The 19,602-nt window shown below is 40.9% G+C and carries 15 protein-coding genes and 1 pseudogene; 2 read left to right on the forward strand and 14 right to left on the reverse strand.

The features are described from left to right. Positions 1 to 66: 66 nt before the first annotated feature. From ACEYW6_RS32610 to ACEYW6_RS32630, 5 genes are all read right to left on the reverse strand, one after another. Positions 67 to 186, reverse strand: a complete 120-nt coding sequence (locus ACEYW6_RS32610) for a reverse transcriptase N-terminal domain-containing protein (RefSeq protein ID WP_412983050.1) — start codon at positions 184 to 186, stop codon at positions 67 to 69. Positions 187 to 741: 555 nt separating this feature from the next. Then, positions 742 to 954, reverse strand: coding sequence for an HNH endonuclease (locus ACEYW6_RS32615; protein WP_412983051.1), 213 nt, complete (start codon positions 952 to 954; stop codon positions 742 to 744). Positions 955 to 958: 4 nt separating this feature from the next. Further along, complete coding sequence (locus tag ACEYW6_RS32620) at positions 959 to 2,056, reverse strand: Gfo/Idh/MocA family protein (RefSeq protein WP_412983060.1); 1,098 nt, start codon at positions 2,054 to 2,056, stop codon at positions 959 to 961. 32 nt (positions 2,057 to 2,088) lie between these two features. Beyond that, complete coding sequence (locus ACEYW6_RS32625) at positions 2,089 to 2,997, reverse strand: beta-1,6-N-acetylglucosaminyltransferase (protein WP_412983052.1); 909 nt, start codon at positions 2,995 to 2,997, stop codon at positions 2,089 to 2,091. Between the two features lie 206 nt (positions 2,998 to 3,203). Continuing rightward, entirely contained in the window at positions 3,204 to 3,671 is a 468-nt protein-coding gene (locus tag ACEYW6_RS32630; RefSeq protein ID WP_412983053.1) for a DUF4870 domain-containing protein, read from the reverse strand. A gap of 392 nt (positions 3,672 to 4,063) precedes the next feature. Here ACEYW6_RS32630 and ACEYW6_RS32635 point away from each other — a divergent pair, with 392 nt between their 5' ends. Next, complete coding sequence (locus ACEYW6_RS32635) at positions 4,064 to 5,575, forward strand: BamA/TamA family outer membrane protein (RefSeq protein ID WP_412983054.1); 1,512 nt, start codon at positions 4,064 to 4,066, stop codon at positions 5,573 to 5,575. 208 nt (positions 5,576 to 5,783) lie between these two features. Here the strand turns inward: ACEYW6_RS32635 and tnpC are convergent. The 7 genes and pseudogenes from tnpC to ACEYW6_RS32670 all read right to left on the reverse strand — a co-directional run bounded on the left by tnpC (position 5,784) and on the right by ACEYW6_RS32670 (position 15,220). After that, positions 5,784 to 7,257 (reverse strand): annotated as a pseudogene (tnpC, locus tag ACEYW6_RS32640) (IS66 family transposase). Between the two features lie 1,228 nt (positions 7,258 to 8,485). Next, the gene (locus ACEYW6_RS32645; protein ID WP_190895815.1) at positions 8,486 to 9,574 is read right to left on the reverse strand and encodes a sensor histidine kinase; all 1,089 of its coding nucleotides are present in this window, start codon (positions 9,572 to 9,574) and stop codon (positions 8,486 to 8,488) included. Between the two features lie 5 nt (positions 9,575 to 9,579). Further along, positions 9,580 to 10,290 carry a response regulator gene (locus ACEYW6_RS32650; protein WP_196509513.1) on the reverse strand — a complete coding sequence of 237 codons (711 nt, stop codon included), beginning with the start codon at positions 10,288 to 10,290 and terminating at the stop codon, positions 9,580 to 9,582. Between the two features lie 259 nt (positions 10,291 to 10,549). Then, positions 10,550 to 11,245, reverse strand: a complete 696-nt coding sequence (locus ACEYW6_RS32655; protein WP_412983055.1) for an NYN domain-containing protein — start codon at positions 11,243 to 11,245, stop codon at positions 10,550 to 10,552. A 601-nt stretch (positions 11,246 to 11,846) separates the two neighbouring features. Next, a complete protein-coding gene (locus ACEYW6_RS32660) occupies positions 11,847 to 12,926 on the reverse strand; it encodes a fatty acid desaturase (protein WP_412983061.1) in 1,080 nt (359 codons plus the stop codon). A 218-nt stretch (positions 12,927 to 13,144) separates the two neighbouring features. After that, complete coding sequence (locus tag ACEYW6_RS32665) at positions 13,145 to 14,197, reverse strand: fatty acid desaturase (protein WP_412983056.1); 1,053 nt, start codon at positions 14,195 to 14,197, stop codon at positions 13,145 to 13,147. Positions 14,198 to 14,398: 201 nt separating this feature from the next. Further along, positions 14,399 to 15,220, reverse strand: coding sequence for an acyl-CoA desaturase (locus tag ACEYW6_RS32670; RefSeq protein ID WP_190895823.1), 822 nt, complete (start codon positions 15,218 to 15,220; stop codon positions 14,399 to 14,401). Positions 15,221 to 15,305: 85 nt separating this feature from the next. Here ACEYW6_RS32670 and ACEYW6_RS32675 point away from each other — a divergent pair, with 85 nt between their 5' ends. Beyond that, complete coding sequence (locus tag ACEYW6_RS32675) at positions 15,306 to 16,541, forward strand: aminotransferase class I/II-fold pyridoxal phosphate-dependent enzyme (RefSeq protein WP_412983057.1); 1,236 nt, start codon at positions 15,306 to 15,308, stop codon at positions 16,539 to 16,541. Positions 16,542 to 16,762: 221 nt separating this feature from the next. On the opposite strand, the gene ACEYW6_RS32680 is transcribed toward ACEYW6_RS32675, so the two are convergent. Both ACEYW6_RS32680 and ACEYW6_RS32685 read right to left on the reverse strand, forming a co-directional pair. After that, positions 16,763 to 17,956 carry a photosynthetic/respiratory NAD(P)H-quinone oxidoreductase subunit H gene (locus tag ACEYW6_RS32680; protein ID WP_412983058.1) on the reverse strand — a complete coding sequence of 398 codons (1,194 nt, stop codon included), beginning with the start codon at positions 17,954 to 17,956 and terminating at the stop codon, positions 16,763 to 16,765. A 360-nt stretch (positions 17,957 to 18,316) separates the two neighbouring features. Further along, positions 18,317 to 19,228, reverse strand: a complete 912-nt coding sequence (locus tag ACEYW6_RS32685; protein WP_412983059.1) for a helix-turn-helix domain-containing protein — start codon at positions 19,226 to 19,228, stop codon at positions 18,317 to 18,319. Between the last annotated feature and the right edge of the window lie 374 nt (positions 19,229 to 19,602).

The following is a 19,602-nucleotide window of genomic DNA, read 5'->3' on the forward strand; positions in this document are numbered from 1 at the left end:
ATCATTTTCAATAAGACTATTTTGAGTATTTTAACTGGTTGACAAAATGCACTTTATCTTAACCTCTCACGGATGGGCAGAGGCTTGATAAATTCTCTTTTGGAGCTTATACACGCTACGCTCTAGCTTGCGCCAGTTAATAGAGTGCCATTCCACCATCAGTTTTTGAGACTGTGTATTAGACATATTTACTCATTACTTGAGACTTTATCATCCAAATCACCGTAAGTCTGTTTGCATATTCTGGGCATTACCCCAGACTTTCGCTTCTGACTAAATCTTTCCTACTCGCTGCATACGGTTAGCACCTACTCAGGGATTCGACCACCTGAGAACAGGCGAGAGGTTATCTCGTTCCGAATGACCATACAGTGTACCTTTAGAGTGATGCTACTTCGCCGGGTTTATAGGAAGTGCTTGTTGGTCAACCAGCAACTTGCCAACTCCTTATCCTGTGCCTTTTGGCTCCAGCGCATTAAGCCTTATTTCGCTGGTTAATGATAACGACGATTCAATTGCATCTTCAAGCCGAGGCTTTTACTCATGGGTACTTTGCTCGATGTTTACCAACTTAGGCTGTTAGTAGTAGCACCTTTTCACCCCGCTTCAGGCTTTGATGGCTATTCGCAAACCTGGGGGTGATGCTTTCACCGTTGCACCTACGGGGTAGGATTTGAGGGTTCTAGGATAATAACTCTCACCTACATGGTCATTCAGTTGTCAAGGTTTTGTACCTTGCGGCTAATCCTCCAGACCCCTATGGGTCTTAGTTTCTAGCCAACGATTCGCACTGCTGATATCATTTTGACCACCACGGGCGAGGGGAATGATATGGTCAATGCTAAGGTTAGTTTCTTCAGTAGTTTTACCGCAACTTTGGCATTGGTATTGGTCACGTTGAAAAACATATTTTTTTACTTCCGGTGGGATACGAATGCGGGGAGTTTTGCTCATTTCTTTATTTGCTAAGAAATCCTTCCAAGCTGGGTACATCTACCCAACTTGCTTTTTGATGAGATTCATGGGATAAATCCATCAACAACTGAGAATAAATTCCTTCTCGCAGCGACGGTATAATTTCTTCATTGCGGTCAATTCCTTGTACCCATTGGTCTACTACGCGGATAAATGCTGAAATGCGCCCATCAGCATAATTTTTGGGAAAAATTAACCGATTCGGTATTTCTATTTCCGTTAGGGGTTTACCTGGCCGAGAACCCCAAACACGAAAACCATGTATATAATCTTTTTGATTTTCACTACCCACTATTAATGTACCGCGATCGCCATATACTTCTACCCAATGGGTTCTTGGTGCATGAACAACTGCACTGATAGAAAGTTGGCAAGGTGTACCATCTGCTAATTCCAGCGTTAATATACAGTTGTCATCTGTATCTACTGGCTTAGATTCTCCACTAATAGGGTCAACTCGTGTGGGAATAGCAGTACTCAAATGGGCGTTTAATCTACCGACTGGCCCGAATAACCAGTGAATATAATCGAATGCGTGGGAACCTAAAGATCCTAATGCACCGCCTCCTTTAGATTTGTCAGAATACCAATTCCAAGGGCGTGAAGTATCAGCACGAGAAGAACCTAACCAATCAATTTTAATTAAACGCAATTTACCCACATAATCTTCTGACAATAATTCAGCAAACAACTGCCATGCTGGTACAAAGCGAAATTCAAAGTCTACAGTCGCAATAACACCTTTTATTTTAGCTAACTGATAAAGTTCTTTAGCCTCAGATGCATTTAAGGTTATAGGTTTTTCTAGTAATAAATGTTTCCCAGCTTGTAGTACAGTTTTTGCCATTTCATAATGCAAAAATGGTGGCGTAGAGATGCTGACTGCTTGCACTTCTGGTAATGCCACAATATCTACAAGTGAATCGGAGGCATGGAGAATATTATGAGATTCTGCTATATCTTTGGCTTTGTTTATATCTCGATTATAAACAGCAACCACCTCAGTTCGAGGATGTGCTTGGAATCCAGGGATGTGGACTTTTTGACCAAATCCAGTGCCTGCGATCGCAATCCCAATCATATCATTATTTACTCCCATATTTGTATATTTTACTATTCACTTAATAATATCATTTTGTCTATCATATCTAATATATCTGAGTCTTTACTTGTATCAAACTTCCTAGCAAATAATTTTTCTGATTGCCTAATTTTTTCAAAATCCTGTTTCTCTAAAATTCTTGGATGATAGGCATTAGCATCACCCCAATCTATATATCTCATGTGATCGTTAACTACCTGATCTTTAAAAGGTGAATTTAAAATAAGTGTTTGAAAAAATAACTCATCTGCACAGAAAGTGGAATTAAAACGATTAAAAAACTTGGGTTTTTGCTTTCCAAAAATATTTATCCATTTTACACATTCTCCTGTTAAACACCAAAATTGAGAACCTCCATAAATAGCAAACCCTTTAGGAAGTTTGCGCTTTTTAGGTAAAAACAAAATAAACAATGAATATAATAAAGATGCAATAGGAGATTTAAATTCACGTTTTTCGGGAATACAAAAATATTGATCATTCCAACGGATGTGCCAATACTCTATTCTTCTTAAACCGCCGCCTTTCCATTTACTACAAGGTAGCGGGAAATGTTCTATAAATTCTTTCCCTTGATTGTTTTGTAGAAACATCTTGATATATGTATTTGATTTGATCAAATAGTCTTGCCCTGATAAATTTATAACATAATCAAAGTCAAGACCTGTTTCTACTATTGAATTTATACCTTCTAAAGTAGCTCTGACAATATCAAAACTTCCCCATCCTGAATTATATCTCTTGAGAAAAAATATATTTGGCAACTCCTGAAGTTGAGTAAGTATCTGATGATATATTCTGCTATCTGCTTTTTTATCTATATGTATAAAAAATGAAACATCATCTTTATTCAATTTAGAAATAAGATGCCCCAATTGTTCAGGATAATTATGTGCCAAAATTATATATGCTATTTTCATAAAAATTATCTTGAAATATAAATAAATTTGTTTCGTTTCCTTTATTTCATAGTATTTAATTTAAGCATCATTATGAAAACCTAAAAAAACAACCATATGCAAAGGCAACATTTAAGATTATACCCCCTAGCGTAAGCAATATGGGTGTAAATGGTTAATATTTTTTGAAAATTGTAGCTATTAAATTATAGAGCTTAAATAATTTTTTACCGTAAAACTCTAATTGTCAAAGGATAACGATAATACTCACCCTTGTAAGCTTTGATAGCAGCAAAAGTCACTACAAACGATTGTAGTACAAGTTTAAATAGAATTAATGACATAAGTACAATTAATAAGCTATCTAAAGTATTTTTTATCTCATTACTTGAACCATTGATAGTTACTGCTCGACCAAAGGTAGTTAAGACTATAACTAAAGATATGGCGATAATAACTAAGGTATATATTGTTAAAGAAAATTGAAAATTTATTGATTCTTTACCTTGTAAATCAATCCAGGGATATTGCGTTTTTTTAAATAGCCAAATTATCAGTGGAGCTAAAAGATTTAAAGGTAAATATAAAGGGATACCAATAAATACTAAAAAAAACACTAATATCCATCCTAATAAAGCCGATAAATGACACAAAGTAGCCCATATACGCATTTGCTGTTTAGGTTTTTCTCTCATGGTTTTTATTTGTAAGTGGATTTAGCAGATAATTCTCCATTGTAATTATCTATAAAAAAGCCAAATAAGAGCTTAAAACCTGAGTATTCCTCTGTCATAGTATTCGGGAAGAGGTTCTATTTCCCAAACTATACCTTTTTCTGGCAGCAGCGCAACTTCTAAACCTTTGAAGACTTTATCAACTTGAGCGATGGCGTAACCGCCCGCCGGAGGCGATGGTCTCCGACCGACCGGAGGTCATCGCAAGCTGAAAACCATCTGACAATTTATACTGAGTACCGGGAAAACAAGCAGTTGTCTTTTGCAATACCCAATAGCAAGGATCATATAGAACTTACGTACAAGATATCCGCTCTATGTCGTAAACTTAATAACACTAACGGATATTCAATATGCGAGTTCAAATAACTGTAGTTGCGATCGCAGTAATGTTAGTGGGCGGGAAAAATCCAGAGGCCCTTGCAGACTCGCAATCTTCTACTCAGGATGGGTTGAGTAGTATTGTGACACCGGAAGCTACGATCCATATAGAGGGAGAGTATGCCAAATATGGTAATTATATAGGAGCGACTTCAGGAGATAGCCAGACGCTTGTATTTTCCCAAAAAGTTGTCAAAGACATCCAGATTCGTTTTATTAATGACAAAGATGAGTTGCTCGATGACAAAGGTCAGCCGATCAAAGGGCGTACTCAGACAGATTTTATCATTGGTCTGCTAAGACTCAAACCTGGTCAGGTATTCCGTGAAGATTTACTTCAAGCAGACTTGCAACGATTGAGAAGATTAGAGTCATTTAATCAAGTAAATGTTGATCGAGAAGAAGATGCCTCTAGTGTTAATATCATTTATCAAATCAAAGAGCGTACCTTCCCTTCTTTAATCTTAGGAGGCGGAAATAATGATGATGTTGGACTATATGGTCGGGTGGGTTACAAAGATGCAAATATCAGCGGTCTTAACGATAAATTAGATACAACTGTGCAGTTCAGCAGTGAAGATGTCCAGTTTAATGGTCAATTCACTAGTCCTTATCGTCCTGGAGAACCAAACCGCTTAGGCTATAGCATTAGAGGTTTTCGTAGTCGAAATATATCGGGAACCTTCAACGAAGATATCAGATTGTCTAACGGCAACAAAGTGCGGGAGGGAAGGTTTGGTGGTTCTGTGGGACTCTTACAATCTTTCAATGATTGGGATACAACTGTGGCTCTCAACTATACCCGGATTAGCCTACGCGATCAAGAATATAACGTTGCACAGGTAGATAGATTAGGGAGTCCCCTATCTGTCAGCGGTACTGGTATTGATGACCTATTTACAGTATCATTTGCTGTATCCAGAGATCAACGCGATCGCCGAGATAATCCGACTCAAGGATCAATCCTCACCCTCAGCACAGAACAAGCGATTCCCATTGGACTGGGCAATATTTCCAGCAATCGCCTACAGGGAGACTATATTCAGTATTTACCAGTTAGCTGGATAGGTAATGGTAAACCGACCGACAATCCAGAAATGTTGGCGATTAATTTACAAATTGGCACCACAATTGGAGACTTTCCACCAGCGGATGCCTTTAATATTGGTGGACTAGATTCTGTCAGAGGTTATGGTTATGGTAAAGTTGCCAGTGGTCGCAGTTATGGTTTAGCTTCCGTGGAATATCGTTTTCCAATTTTCCAGTCAATCGGAGGAGTTCTCTTTACTGACTTCGCCTCAGATTTCGGGTCTAGCGAAACCGTGCTAGGAGAACCAGGAGTACTGCGAGACAAACCTGGAAGTGGCTTTGGTTACGGCTTAGGATTGCGAGTCAAGTCATCCTTTGGGCTGATTCGAGGTGACTTAGGAATTAGCGACCAAGGAGAAGTTAGATTTGAAGTTACTACAGGTCAGCGATTTTAACTTTTTCTAAATAAATACACTTCGCTTCAAACTTAGATTAATTGCTTCTGGAAGTAGATGCTTCCAAGATAAGAATGAAGCGATCGCCCATTTTGTGTACTATTGAGCAAGTTGCATCGGGTGTTGTCATTCTCAACCTAAACAATGCGCGGAAGGGTAGGTGTACAAATTTCACAGTGCTAAAAAAGTGCTTCGTAAGGATTCAGGTCTAATATCCAGGAAGTAGAGACGGACGAGACTGATAGTCAAGAGAACCAACCAGTAGAGCTTGTGCAAAAAAATCAATTACAGACCTACCTTGACGGCGGCAGGTTTGCACCACAGTCAACAAATTAGCAGTGTGTTGAAACCGCTCCATTGAACGGGAACCACCGCTAACCTTACGCTTTGTCACAGCCAAACGAAGCGATCGTTCAGCCTGATTGTTATCTGGAGGAACTTCAGGATAATCAAGAAAATACCACCATTGATTTGCTTTATCACGCAAAGAACGTAAAAGGTGGCCAGCTGTAGCTCCTGCTTTGTCAATCCACTGATTAAGTGAAGAGTGCAACTTAGATTTAAATTGATTGACCCAATCGTTGTAACTGAAGGAGTCAAGGCTCTCAAACCATTGAGCGTAATTCCTAAAGGCTTCATCAATTAAATTAACAAACGTTTCACCGATAGCTTGGTTGTGAAGACCTGGAAGAATAATTAGTTTTTTGAAGTGTCGGCGTAGATGAGCCAAACATTTCTGCTGGGCAAAAGCTGGATAACCATTGTAAACGCTAAAATCATCGCTGCTGAGTACCCCTGTAATATTCAGTCCCTAAAATGGCTGATAATTCGGCTCGTGAACGAGTGTCAGCAGCAGTAAACAGGCAGAAATCAGAATTGGCAACTACCCACAACCATTCTTTGATCCCTTTGACTGACCAAGGTGTTTCATCCACATGAACATTAGGTTGTGTCTGTTTTACCCAATTGCTCAATTCATTAATGCTTGGTTCAATCGCTTGTTGGATTCGTTCATTAGTTGCGACTAACGTTCCTAACCCAATTTCAATTTGCCCCAGTTCCCACAACATTTCTTGCTGTTTTTCATAAGGCATGTGTGCATAATTGTTTACCCATCCTAAAAACGCCTGTAATCTAACTCCTAAATCTTGTCCTGGAACGATATCTGGCGACCATGAGGCTGTTTGTACATTTCTACAACACTCACACACGCAGGTATGGCGTTGATATTCTACTATTTCAATGGGACGTTCTACCAATTGCGCTACAGCCTGTTTTTCTACTTTTACTGCTAGGGATGCAAATGCTTTGTTACCACAACAGATACAATCACTTGGACGTAAGATTTCATAACGGTCTACTCTGCCAAACCCCTTACGAGTCTTACCTTGATGTCCTGGCTGTCCACCTGGTTTCTTTTTCGGTTGATTTGATTCTTCTTGCAGGGGTACCTTTTTCTTTTCGCTCTTTTTGTGGATGTCTCCAGATGGTGGTTTCGACGAATTAGAACTGTCTAAATCTCTACTGACTTTTAAACGCTCTATTTCTTGCTGTAGTTCTAAAATGATTTTTTGTAAATCACGTATTACCTTGCTCTGCTCAATGATGATATCCACCAGTTCTTCTTTTGATAACTGGTTCAAGCTTTCTCGATCTAATTCTTGAGGCAGGTTTTGGTTCATATTTGCGATATTCTCCCTCAAGTGTCCCCTTTGTCAATACCCTGCCACCTGAATCCTTACCTCAATTCTACGATGGCGCTACCTCTAAAGCCTTAACTTTACAAAGCCATAAGTGTGGATATTGTGGACTTTCTTTTGCTGATGGTGAAAAAATCCATTTGCATCATGTTGACGGTAATCATCACAACTGGAAACCTAAAAATCTTCTAGCCGTGCATCGTTCTTGTCACAATTTTATTCACTCTTGCAAGGGCAAATCCCCCTAGATTTGTCGTAAGCTGGATGCACCGAAAGATGCACGTCCAGATTGAAATGGGAGGTGCGAGGGATAATACCCTCCATCGACCCAACCAAGTAGTTGCACTGCGATCGCGCGGACAGTGCAAATTGCAATTCATTAAAATCCCTATTAGGGATTGAAACACTTTGAAGTGTGGGAAAAGAAAAAGAAAGAAGTTGAATTGCAATTCATTAAAATCCCTATTAGGGATTGAAACGGCAAGTTCGGAATCATTATCAGGGTGACGCATCCAAAATTGCAATTCATTAAAATCCCTATTAGGGATTGAAACGATATCGATAGCTCTTTTGCTCAATAATCTTGTAAAATTGCAATTCATTAAAATCCCTATTAACGTAAGTTGCTAGTTAGTGCCACAGAATGGTATCAAATAGATACAAAAACTCCATTTTTTAGTACTTTTAGATACTAAATTTTATATATTTGTACTTAAAAATAAGCGTTTTTTGATAACTAGCAACTTGGGTTATTAGGGGTTGAAACTGACACTAATACCATTTCACTTTAATAATGATACAAATACACTGGTAAGGGCATGGCAATACCATGTCCCTACGATAAATCTATATGTATCAGGATTTTTGTGAATTGGTATAAGTCTTTGGCGGATTCTGCAAGCAAGGCTATTGCGGATTTTGCCCCTTGTCTGGCTAAAAGAAAAATAGCAAGAGAGTGTCAATTGCTCAGTTTTAGGAACGATTTTGAGGGAACAGATAGGCGATCGCAGCATAACCCGAAACACTAAGAAAACTAACCAAAAAAGCAGCCAGAAGAAAAGTAGACATAATATTACACTTTATGCATTTCCCATATCTCGGCATCCATCACAAAACCTAGATTTCGGATACTTTCAAATTAGCAATTGGGTATGACACAGCCGTGGCTACCTTGTGTCAATCCCTTGTATCTCAAGGGTTTTGACTTAACTTAAGCCAAAGGCAGAAAAAACCGAAACGTACTGCCAACTCCCAACTCGCTTTCTACTTGAATCTGACCGCCTTGTAGTTCAATTAAACGACGGGAAATAGTTAAGCCAACACCCGTGCCTCCCGAATGGCGATCGCGCGATTGGTCGGCTCGCCAGAAGCGTTCAAACACATGAGGCAAATTTTCTGGAGCGATACCAATGCCTGTATCTATAACCGCAATCCAGAGTTGAGATGCTTCAGTCCCAGCACGAACGGTAATTAAACCTTCATTAGTGTAACGCACTGCATTACCTAGCAAATTAACCAATACCTGTTCTGTGCGGTCAATATCTGCCAATACAGGAGGCAGCACAGATGGACATTGCAAGAGCAGAACTGGCCCATCTTCCAACAATTGGTCGGTGAATTTCTCCACTAATGACTCTAACAACGGACGCAGATTTACCTGTTGTATATTAATTGGTAGATAGCCAGCTTCTGCCTTAGACAGTTCTTGTAAATCGTTTACCAAGCGCTCTAACCGCCTAGTTTCTTTAGCTAAACGCCGATAGATTTCAGGAGACGCTTCAATTTCCCCATCAGCCAGTTCTTCCAAGTAACCGCGCACCACTGTTAACGGTGTTCGTAGTTCATGGGTCATATCTCCAATCACTTCTCGCCGCCGTGCTTCAACCCCTTCTAAACTGGCTGCCATCCGATTGAAACTAGCACTCAGTCCACTGAGTTCTGGAATGTCAGACACAGGTAATCGTGCATCCATCTGACCAGCAGCAAATTTTTGGGTGATTTGTTCCATCTCGGTCAACCGCTGCATAATCCGTCTGGACACCCAGTAACTCAATCCTCCGGCTGCGGTGGTGCCGGCTAAGACTGACCAAATAGTGCTTCGTTGCCAAGCAAGTTCAAATCCTGTAACCAATTCAGTACGGATATTGATTAAATCGAACCCCCGATTTTCTAATCGTTCCAAATGCAAGACAAACAAGCGGGGAGAAGAGATTTTGCTGATGCTCACCAGACTAGCTACCCCCACTATCATCACCACTAAGTGGGAGAAAAATAGGCGTGTTCTCAGCCCCATCTTCATAACATTTACGCTACCAGAGGATCTTCAAATTTATAGCCCACCCCAACAACAGTTTTAATAAAAGTAGGATTTGCCGCATCAGGTTCAATCTTTTTTCGCAATCTAGCTACATGAGTATCCACCACTCGTTCATCGCCAAAAAAGTTATCTCCCCAAAGTTTATCAATTAGTTGAGTGCGGTTCCAAACTCTACCAGGATTGCTGACAAAGGTGGTTAGTAAGTTAAATTCTAGGGTAGTTAAGTCCAAAATTTCCGGTTGTTGAGAATTCAACTGACGACTGGCAGTTCGCTGGTCTACATCGACAATGAAGTGTTGGGTACGATTGATTTGATGTTGTCCTCCTTGGCGGAGACTACGCCGCAATAGTGCCCTCACCCTAGCTACCAACTCTCTGGGGCTAAAGGGTTTAACCATATAATCATCAGCACCAGTAGACAAGCCAATAACGCGATCAATTTCTTCACCCCTAGCCGTCAGCATCAAAATGTAAGGATCTTTTGCACCTGGTTTCTGGCGAATTCTGGCACAAACTTCCAACCCATCCAAACCAGGAATCATTAAATCTAGAATAATTAAATCAGGTGGTTGCTCCTGAAACATCCGTAAAGCATTCATACCATCGCGGCTAATGCGACAAAAAAATCCTTCTTTTTCTAAAGAGAGTTTGATTAAATGAGCAATTTCTGGTTCATCTTCAACTATTAAAATATCCATTTCAATTAATAACAAGACTTGGACAAGGCTTGGGGCAAAATCCCCTTGTTAAAAATAGGCAAGCTTGCGCCATAATATTGGCTACTTTAAGCTCATCCCAACTCTAAAAGGGAATGGGATTTCACTTTGACTGATTACAGTTGACGGTTAACAGTCATCAGTCATCTATGGATGGGGATTCAAACCCCACCCAACCTGATAAATCTTCTACAGACTTGCAATAACTCAGTAGAGATTTCGATAGATTTGAAATAAAGTTTTAAAGATTTGAATTTGAGGGCGTGCGATAACTATAGCCAACATTAGAATCTTTTTGAATGTGTGCTTTAATACTATCGATATCAATGAAGCAGTCAGCAACATCAATCAAGCTTTCGCTAGTAGTAGTTTGTAGACTAACCACTTCCACTCGCACCCCCATTCTGCTGACAGCGTTCACAGCATAGGCTAGATCCCCATCTCCACTGACTAAAACCGCAGTGTCATAATAAGGAGCTAAAGTTATCATATCTACAGCAATTTCTACGTTTAGATTTGATTTTTTGAAATTCTCTGCTGGTTGCATGATATCTTTAGCTACTACACGATAGCCATTACGACGCATCCACAATAGAAAACCCTGTTGCTTTTCATTGCTGATATCAACCCCAGTATAGAAGAAAGCACGCAACAGTCTTGAACCGTTAGTTAAATGACAAAGCAATTTAACGTAGTCAATTTCGATGCCGAGTTGTAAAGCTGTATGAAATAGGCTTAAGCCATCAATAAAAATAGCAACTCGACCACGATTTAAGCTATTGAAAATCGAGCTATCAGTTGCAGTATCTTGCATCTTGTTATCTTTACCTTTGACAGCAGTATCGCTCAAATTTTGTCCTTGCCAATGTGGTTTAGCTTTGAGTACTTTAGGTTCTTTAAATTCATTTCTTTGTTTGCTAAGATTAGTTATAATCATTGATACCTCTGATTTTAAAGTGGAAATAGTTTTGGGTAAATTGTCTATACTATAGTCTGTGCTGATTTATAACCCTAGCAGGTAATGGTATTAAGCCAATACATACAGATAAACTTAACTGGTGCTCAACAGTATTAAAAGTAGACAGACCAAGGGTTTTTCACTCTTGTCAGGGTTTGTTTAAAGAGATATTGCGTCTGTCCACAGATATGTTAATCTTTACCCACCCAGACAGCAAGAGTTTGGAGAAAATAAATCCTTCTGTAAGGGTAGGGGCAAGAATCCACAAACATCATCTATCTATATTTTATTTTACCTCTGTATTTTAATAACCTTACAGCCAAGAAGTTGAAATTTGCCGCAGGCTAAGGACGTTCAAATATTGACAAAGTTAGAATCACCAATAATGTAATATGCGATGCCTGCGGCGGGCTACGCCAACGCCCCTCAAAAGGTAAGTTTAGTAAGGTATTTAGGTAATCTTTAATGCAGTTTTTTTAAAGTTTATCTTAATGAGGGAGTACTCAACAGTTAATAGTCAGAAAGCACTGACGAAAATATAAGATTCCCGACTTATTTCAAGAAGTCGGGAATATGAGTCTTAGCCTTTAGCTAACTTATTGTTGGATGTGTAGTAAACCTTACTACCAGTATCAGGGACAAAATGGCAGCTGATACATGAATTCCATACTGACTTCCAAATCGGTTCTTCCGATTTGTGGAAATACTCACCCATCACTGGTTTTATTGCCTCAGTTGCCTTCAGCAAATTGTAGTGAGGGATGTTAAGGAATATATGGTGAGCAACATGAGTACCAATATCGTGATGGATATGATTAACTAAACCATAATCACGGTCAATACTAGAAATTGCGCCTTTAAGGAAAGTCCAATCTTCTCCACGATACCAAGGAAGCTCTGGCTCAGTGTGGTGTAAGAATGTCACTAAATCTAGCCAAACTATGAACACAAGGTAGGGCACAGCGTAATATTTCAGTAACCACATCCAACCCCATTGGTAGGTGAGGAAACCTAGCAAACCTACCATGCCAATCAAAAGTACAGTACTAGTGATGACATCCCATTTTTCCGATGGTTTGAAAAGTGAACTACTGGGCAAAAAGTGGGAACCTTCCTTATTAGGAGAACGCTTAAACAAATACACAGGATAAGCCAAAAGAAAAACATAATATCTGCCGATCTTTTGGGCTAAAGGCATCTCCTTGTATTGTGATTCGGTCACAGGATACCAGCTTTCATCGTTATCGATATTGCCAGTATTTTTGTGATGAGTTCTGTGACTAATCCGCCAACCATGATAAGGAACAAGTATTGGTGTATGAGCAAGATGTCCAATCAAATCATTGAGCCATTTTTGCTTAGAAAAAGATTGGTGTCCGCAGTCGTGCCCGACTACAAACAAAGCCCAAAACATCGTTCCTTGCATTAGCCAGAAAATCGGGAAGAAAAGCCAAGAATCCAGGTAATTAGCTACTGCATAAAGCAGACCGATAATCAGGATGTCACGAAAGAAGTAAAAAAGTGATTTTGTTACATTAGGCTGAAAGCATTCAGCAGGAATTGCAGCTTTTAAATCCTGAAGAGTGAAAGGTAATTTAGTCGTATCCTCAGACGTTTCACAGTCAGGAGGATTATTGAAACTGATGGTATCTAATTGCACTGGATTCTTTTGTTTAGATATAAATCGGAACTTGATTTGAGACAAGATAATCTCATCTCTAGGATGCCCACGACACTAGCGATCGCTAACACACAAGAGGATAATTTCTGGCAATTTATCTAAAATTTTATTCAGTAAACAATTGCCAGATTCTATTAAAACACAGCATGATAAACGCTCTCGTTGGTTCAAGAGCGGGAGTGTAATCACAGTGCTATTTATTGCTCTGTGTAATGTTCGTTGAAAGTCTTATAGCCAACATCAGTTGTGTACAATTGACACTCGTCTGTAATCTGCTTCATTAAAGGCCAAGAAAACTGACACTCATCATGAAGATAAGGCTGCCAATTTTCTTTGATGCTGCTGTAAGCTAGCCGCAAATTATAAGAAGGAATCGCAGTGGAAATATGATGAGGGACATGAACATTGATATCGTGGCAGAGAATTTCTACCCAACGCGGATAATCGCAATGAATAGTGCCATTTAGCTGTGCTAGAGCTTCGTTCCACTTGTTCGCTGTCGCAAAAGGAACATCTGCGGCAGTGTGGTGAACAATAGTAAAAGTACTCATCCAAAAATGGTAAATCATCCAGGGCACTAGCCAAAACTTGACAAATCCCCAGATACCAGTTGTGGCGATGAGAATCGGGAAAGCGATCGCAGCAAACACAACTACTACAGCCACAGAAAGCTTGATACTTGATTGGTCTTTAGTTTTGAAGTTCCGCCAATCAAAATGCACAACAGCCCAATGTCCAATGGAACCTACCCACCAGAGGCGTTTACGCATAAACAGCTTAAAAGCAGACTGTCGGGTTGTATCCCAATTTTCAAACACTTCTGGTCTGATTGGATGCCAAGCATTGTCCTCATCCAGCTTGTTGGTATGAGTATGGTGATAATTATGCTTAATGCGCCAACTATGAAAGGGGTAAATCAACGGCATCATGAAGAAGTGTCCCACCAAATCATTTACCCAACGACGTTTGGCAAAAGACCTGTGACCACAATCATGGCCAATTACAAAAAAACCTGTTAAAGCAGTGCCCGTAAAAATCCAAGCTAGAGGCAAAAGAAACCAAGGAGTGATGATCAGGCTGTAATAGCCCAAGGCAACTGCCAAGACACTGAGCATTACTTGTGTCCAAGCTTTGCGACGGTTCTGCTGAAAACATTCCCGTGGCAGGGTTTTGATAATATCTTTGAGCCGGAAGTCGGAATTAGCAGGCTCGTCACTTAGTTTCTGGCTATTAATTATTGATGTAGTCATGGACACCTGAAAAACAACAAAATCCTCCACCAAGTTACCAAAAAGCAACTTGCCGCAAAATTTCTTCACATTAGCGCTTCGGATTATAGCAACCTAACTGGTACAAGCGCACCCGTAAATAGCTTTTTGAAAAGTTAGGAGTTAGAAGAGATGAGTTTAAAAAGGTACACGTCCTAACTCTTAACTCCTAACTCCTAAACCCTAACTAGTTTTTGTTGGGGCCAACTTCACATTAGTAGCCAGACCAACCGCTTGTAGCAATTGAACAGTCATCCAAGTTAAATCGATTTCCCACCATTCCAGCCCATGACGAGCTGAGTATTGAAAGGCATGATGGTTATTGTGCCAGCCTTCACCGAAAACTAGTACGGCTACCCACCAGCAATTAGTCGATTTATCACCAGAATCATAGCTCTGATAGCCAAATTTATGAGTAGCGCTGTTCACTAACCAAGTGCAGTGGTAAACCCAAACAATGCGAACAAAAATTCCCCAAATAACAAAAGGCCAGCCACCCAGAGCCAAAAGCAATACACCCAGAGCAACCTGGATCAAAATGAAATATTTTTCTAAAAACTGATAAACTGGGTCTTCGGCAATGTCTTTGGTGAAACGAGGAACATCAGCGTGAGCGGGACAATAATGAGTCAGCCAACCCATGTGGCTCCACCAGAAGCCTTTATTAGAATCATGGGGATCAGTGTCAGTATCAGAGTTTAAATGATGAATGCGATGTGTCCCGATCCATTCAATTGGGCCTCCTTGACACGAGAGTGTGCCGAAGAAAACCAATAGATACTCTAGCCACTTGGGAGTTTGAAAACTGCGGTGGGTGACAAGGCGGTGAAATCCTAGAGTAACTCCTAAACCACCTGTTACCCAGTACAGCAAGAAACCCACACCAACTGCCGTCCAGCTAAAGTTACCAGGAACAAAGGCAAATAAAGCGCCGATGTGCAGTCCAATGAAAAACAGGGTATTAACCCAGTTAATTTGAGGTTTGGTTGAAGTAGCAATTGTCATGCAGTAACCTGAATTTGAATTTTCCAGCCTAATCTGCGCGATCTTAAAATCCGCATATCTATAATTTTTTTTGAACGAGGAACTGATGAACAGCTTAGAACAGCTGCGGCAAGCAGAACATGCACTGTTAGAAATTTTTTCTGGAATTGACACTCAGGTCAAGCATAATCTAAAACGAGTGCTGGATGCTTTTCGTAATCACCGTGTAGGCGCACACCACTTTGCTGGGGTAAGTGGCTATGGTCACGATGATTTAGGACGAGAAACTTTAGATAAAGTTTTTGCCGAGGTTATGGGTTCTGAAGCTGCGGCCGTGCGGGTGCAGTTCGTTTCGGGAACTCATGCGATCGCTTGTGCTTTGTTTGGTGTTCTCCGTCCCGGAGATGAAATGTTAGCAGTGGTCGGTTCTCCCTACGATACGCTTGAAGAAGTCATTGGTTTACGAGGTCAAGGCCAAGGCTCCCTTATCGAGTTTGGCATAAATTACCGACAATTGGAGCTAACCCCCGAAGGAACTATAGATTGGCAAGCTTTAACAAATAGTGTGGCTGAAAACACTCGTTTAGTGTTGATTCAGCGTTCTTGTGGCTATTCTTGGCGGCCTAGTTTATCAATTGCTGATATTGAAAAAATCGTCCATTTAGTCAAACAGCAAAACCCGAACACCGTTTGCTTTGTGGATAACTGCTACGGCGAATTTATCGAAACAAAGGAACCTACAGCCGTAGGTGCTGATTTAATGGCGGGGTCATTGATTAAAAATCCTGGTGGTACCATTGTCAGCGCTGGCGGTTATGTTGCTGGTCGCGCCGACTTAGTGGAAGCATCGGCTTGTCGCCTCACTGCTCCCGGTATCGGTAGTTATGGCGGCGCTACTTTTGACCAAAATCGCCTGCTGTTCCAAGGATTATTTCTGGCTCCGCAAATGGTAGGAGAGGCGATGAAAGGGACTTATCTTACTGGTTATGTATTTGATAAACTCGGTTATCCAGTGAATCCCGCACCTCTGGCTCCCCGTGGAGATGTAATTCAGGCAATCAAACTCGGTTCTGCCGAAAAACTAATTGCCTTCTGTAAAGCCATACAACAGCATTCTCCCATCGGTTCTTACTTAGATCCTATTCCAGATGAAATGCCGGGGTATGAGAGCAAGGTAGTCATGGCTGGGGGGACATTTATTGAAGGGAGTACCTTAGAATTATCGGCAGATGGGCCTTTGCGTGAACCGTATGTGGTTTATTGCCAGGGGGGAACTCATTGGACTCATGTAGCGATCGCATTGGAGGCTGCGATTAATGCAATAGGAAATGCTGGTGATTGATTACAGCATATATTCTGCACGGCATCAGGTTTTTTGATAAATTAGTGAAAAGCGATGCCTACAGCTGGCTACGCCTACACATTTAAAGTGTTGATTTGGCGAGCGCATTTGTTATTTCGGCGAACGCATTTGTTGATTTGGCAATCGCATTTGTTATTTCGGCGAACGCATTTGTTGATTTAGCGATCGCATTTGTTGATTTGGCGAACTCATCTGCTATATTACCGATCTACTGATCCCATGATGATATCGATACTACCCAATACTACAACTAGATCGGCAACCTTCACGCCGCGTAAGATTTCGGGTAATACTTGCAAGTTATTGAAATCGGCGGGACGGATTTTCCATCGCCAGGGGAAGACATGATCATCGCCAATTAGATAAATTCCCAACTCACCTTTACCACTTTCTACACGAGCGTAAATTTCCCCCTTAGAAATCTTAAAGGTGGGGGCAACTTTTTTGGCGATGTACTGGTAATCAAAGCCATCCCACTCAGATTTTTTCCCTGCTGCCATGCGCTTGGCTTCCAGGTTCTCAAAAGCACCACCGGGAAGTCCTTTGAGGGCTTGGCGAATAATCTTCACTGATTCGCGCATTTCCCGAATTCTGACTAAGTAACGGGCATAACAATCACCAGCAGTATCCCACTGCACTTCCCAGTCGAAATCGTCGTAACATTCATAATGGTCTACTTTCCGCAAATCCCATTTCACACCAGAAGCGCGTAACATGGGGCCAGAAAGCCCCCAGTTGATGGCTTCTTCACGAGCGATCGCGCCAATGCCTTGAACGCGACGGCGGAAGATGGGATTATTGGTAATTAAGCGTTCGTACTCATCTACTTTGGGAAAAAAGTAATCGCAGAAATCTTCGCACTTGTCTACCCAACCATAAGGTAAATCTGCTGCCACGCCGCCAATGCGAAAGTAGTTATTGTTCACCATCCGATAACCTGTAGCGGCTTCCCACAAGTCATAAATCAACTCCCGTTCTCGGAAGATGTAGAAAAAGGGAGTTCCAGCACCCGTATCAAGTAAGAATGGGCCCAACCATAGCAGGTGATTAGCAATCCGGTTCAATTCCAGCATGATGACACGGATATAGCTAGCACGTTTCGGAACAGTAATATCAGCTAATTTTTCTGGGGCATTAACTGTAACCGCTTCGTTAAACATCCCAGCTGCATAGTCCCAGCGACTAACATAAGGCACATACATGACATTGCTGCGGTTCTCAGCAATTTTTTCCATACCTCTATGCAGATAGCCAAGAACTGGCTCACAATCGACAACATCTTCACCATCCAGGGTGACAATCAATCTAAAACACCCATGCATAGAGGGATGGTGAGGGCCCATGTTGAGCAGCATGGGTTCAGTTCTAGTTTCAATTCTTTTGCCGACGGTCATAATTAAATATTTCCTCTTTATCAAACAAAGATTGAAAATGAGTGGCGATGCTTCGCTTTCATCAGGAATGATATAAAGATAGGACTTACGCAAGTGTCACAAAAAGTTAAAACTTTTAGTTTGTAGTAAGGGCTTTAGCCCTGATTTTGAGGACTAAAGTCCTCATTACAAACTAAAAATAATATGCCAGTTGCGTAAGTCTTAAAAGAGTGAAATTTAGTCGAAAGTTAGATAAAGACTATTCATACAGCGAAACATTTTTATACTGATTTTTAGAATCACGATCTTAAATCGTGCTAGCCTCCATTATTGGAATAATATGGACTGTAGTCTTGTATGTTTGTCCTATTTTTGGACGTTTTACCGATTTTTTTGTAAAACTGTCTTAGGCGTAACTCCCATTAGACGCTTGAAGTGGCGATTGAGATGGCTTTGATCGACAAAACCAACTTGACTAGCAATCTCTGCAATGGAAAATTCTCTTTGAAGCAACAACTGTTTAGCTTTTTCAATTCGACAGCGAATAATATATTGATGTGGAGTCGCACCCGTAGATTGTTTAAACAGTTGTGAAAAGTAATGAGAACTCATTTGGACAACGGCTGCAAGTTCTTTTAAACTTAAGTCTTGGGCTAGATAAGTATTTATATAGTCAATCACTTGCTGCAACTTGTGTTTCGGTAGACCGCCTGAATATTCCCGTAATACAAGTTGCTGTGTACAGTAGTGCTGCAACAGATGAACCATTAGGGCATTTGTCATTGCTTCTGCATATAAGCGACTATCTGCACCATAATTTTCGAGGGCAGATTTGAGGGCTAGCCCAATTTGGTAAACCAGTGGATCGGGTGTGGCAAAGTGTGGTAAAAGTTCAATGCGATCGGGATCAACTGATTCGTAAATTGCATGGGCGAAAACAGTTGGTTCAAATCCCAGAAGAATCACACCACCTGCTGTATCCCAAGAGGCACGATGTCCCGTGTAAGCAGGGGCGACAACAATATTACCCTGAATTACTTGCTCACTTTGAAAGCGACCATCAAGCCTCCGTTCTGCCTGAATTGGTGTTGGCACTTCGGTAAAAATGGCAATGCCATGCTGTTTAGACAAAACCTCTGGAGTCTCGCCAGCTACCTGCCAGTCGTAAGCAAAATAGACATTATTCCAGTTTGCACTCAAACTGGTAAGAAGTGGCAACTGCGAAAAAATTCGCTTATACCCATCTTCTTTTTCCTTGGAGAAGTCAACAGATAAGAATTTCGTTTCTAGCATTGCTCTCACTACTTTCACGTTCCTAATCTATCAAACTACCAAATGAGTGCTAGCTAGCTGATGCATCTATCATCAAAAATTCCCCCAACCCAGTTTTGGAAGGAGAATTGGGGGAGTCAAGCGTTATTAGAACAGATGTGAATGCAACTCTATGCCAATGATTAGCCACCGATACCTGTTATACGCTCAATCAAAGGAGGTGCACTTGAACCGTTGCCTTTTGTCTGTGACATTTTCGAGGTACCATGCAGTCGTGGATCGGGCACAGGAGGTTGCGGTTCTGGGCCTAGTGGTTGGGGAGTGCGATTCGTTCACTCGAAATGAATAGAAATATTCAGGGATGAGTGACATTTGAGAGATAACCCTTAATGGGT

Source organism: Nostoc sp. UIC 10607 (assembly GCF_047228265.1).
GTDB classification, from domain to species: Bacteria; Cyanobacteriota; Cyanobacteriia; order Cyanobacteriales; family Nostocaceae; genus Nostoc; species Nostoc foliaceum_A.

Excerpts from the sequence above, each read along its gene's own strand:
- ACEYW6_RS32610 (WP_412983050.1), bottom strand. The coding sequence starts at position 186 with ATGTCTAATACACAGTCTCAAAAACTGATGGTGGAATGGCACTCTATT.
- ACEYW6_RS32615 (WP_412983051.1), bottom strand. The coding sequence starts at position 954 with ATGAGCAAAACTCCCCGCATTCGTATCCCACCGGAAGTAAAAAAATAT.
- ACEYW6_RS32620 (WP_412983060.1), bottom strand. The coding sequence starts at position 2,056 with ATGATTGGGATTGCGATCGCAGGCACTGGATTTGGTCAAAAAGTCCAC.
- ACEYW6_RS32625 (WP_412983052.1), bottom strand. The coding sequence starts at position 2,997 with ATGAAAATAGCATATATAATTTTGGCACATAATTATCCTGAACAATTG.
- ACEYW6_RS32630 (WP_412983053.1), bottom strand. The coding sequence starts at position 3,671 with ATGAGAGAAAAACCTAAACAGCAAATGCGTATATGGGCTACTTTGTGT.
- ACEYW6_RS32635 (WP_412983054.1), top strand. The coding sequence starts at position 4,064 with ATGCGAGTTCAAATAACTGTAGTTGCGATCGCAGTAATGTTAGTGGGC.
- ACEYW6_RS32645 (WP_190895815.1), bottom strand. The coding sequence starts at position 9,574 with ATGAAGATGGGGCTGAGAACACGCCTATTTTTCTCCCACTTAGTGGTG.
- ACEYW6_RS32650 (WP_196509513.1), bottom strand. The coding sequence starts at position 10,290 with ATGGATATTTTAATAGTTGAAGATGAACCAGAAATTGCTCATTTAATC.
- ACEYW6_RS32655 (WP_412983055.1), bottom strand. The coding sequence starts at position 11,245 with ATGATTATAACTAATCTTAGCAAACAAAGAAATGAATTTAAAGAACCT.
- ACEYW6_RS32665 (WP_412983056.1), bottom strand. The coding sequence starts at position 14,197 with ATGACTACATCAATAATTAATAGCCAGAAACTAAGTGACGAGCCTGCT.
- ACEYW6_RS32670 (WP_190895823.1), bottom strand. The coding sequence starts at position 15,220 with ATGACAATTGCTACTTCAACCAAACCTCAAATTAACTGGGTTAATACC.
- ACEYW6_RS32675 (WP_412983057.1), top strand. The coding sequence starts at position 15,306 with ATGAACAGCTTAGAACAGCTGCGGCAAGCAGAACATGCACTGTTAGAA.
- ACEYW6_RS32680 (WP_412983058.1), bottom strand. The coding sequence starts at position 17,956 with ATGACCGTCGGCAAAAGAATTGAAACTAGAACTGAACCCATGCTGCTC.
- ACEYW6_RS32685 (WP_412983059.1), bottom strand. The coding sequence starts at position 19,228 with ATGCTAGAAACGAAATTCTTATCTGTTGACTTCTCCAAGGAAAAAGAA.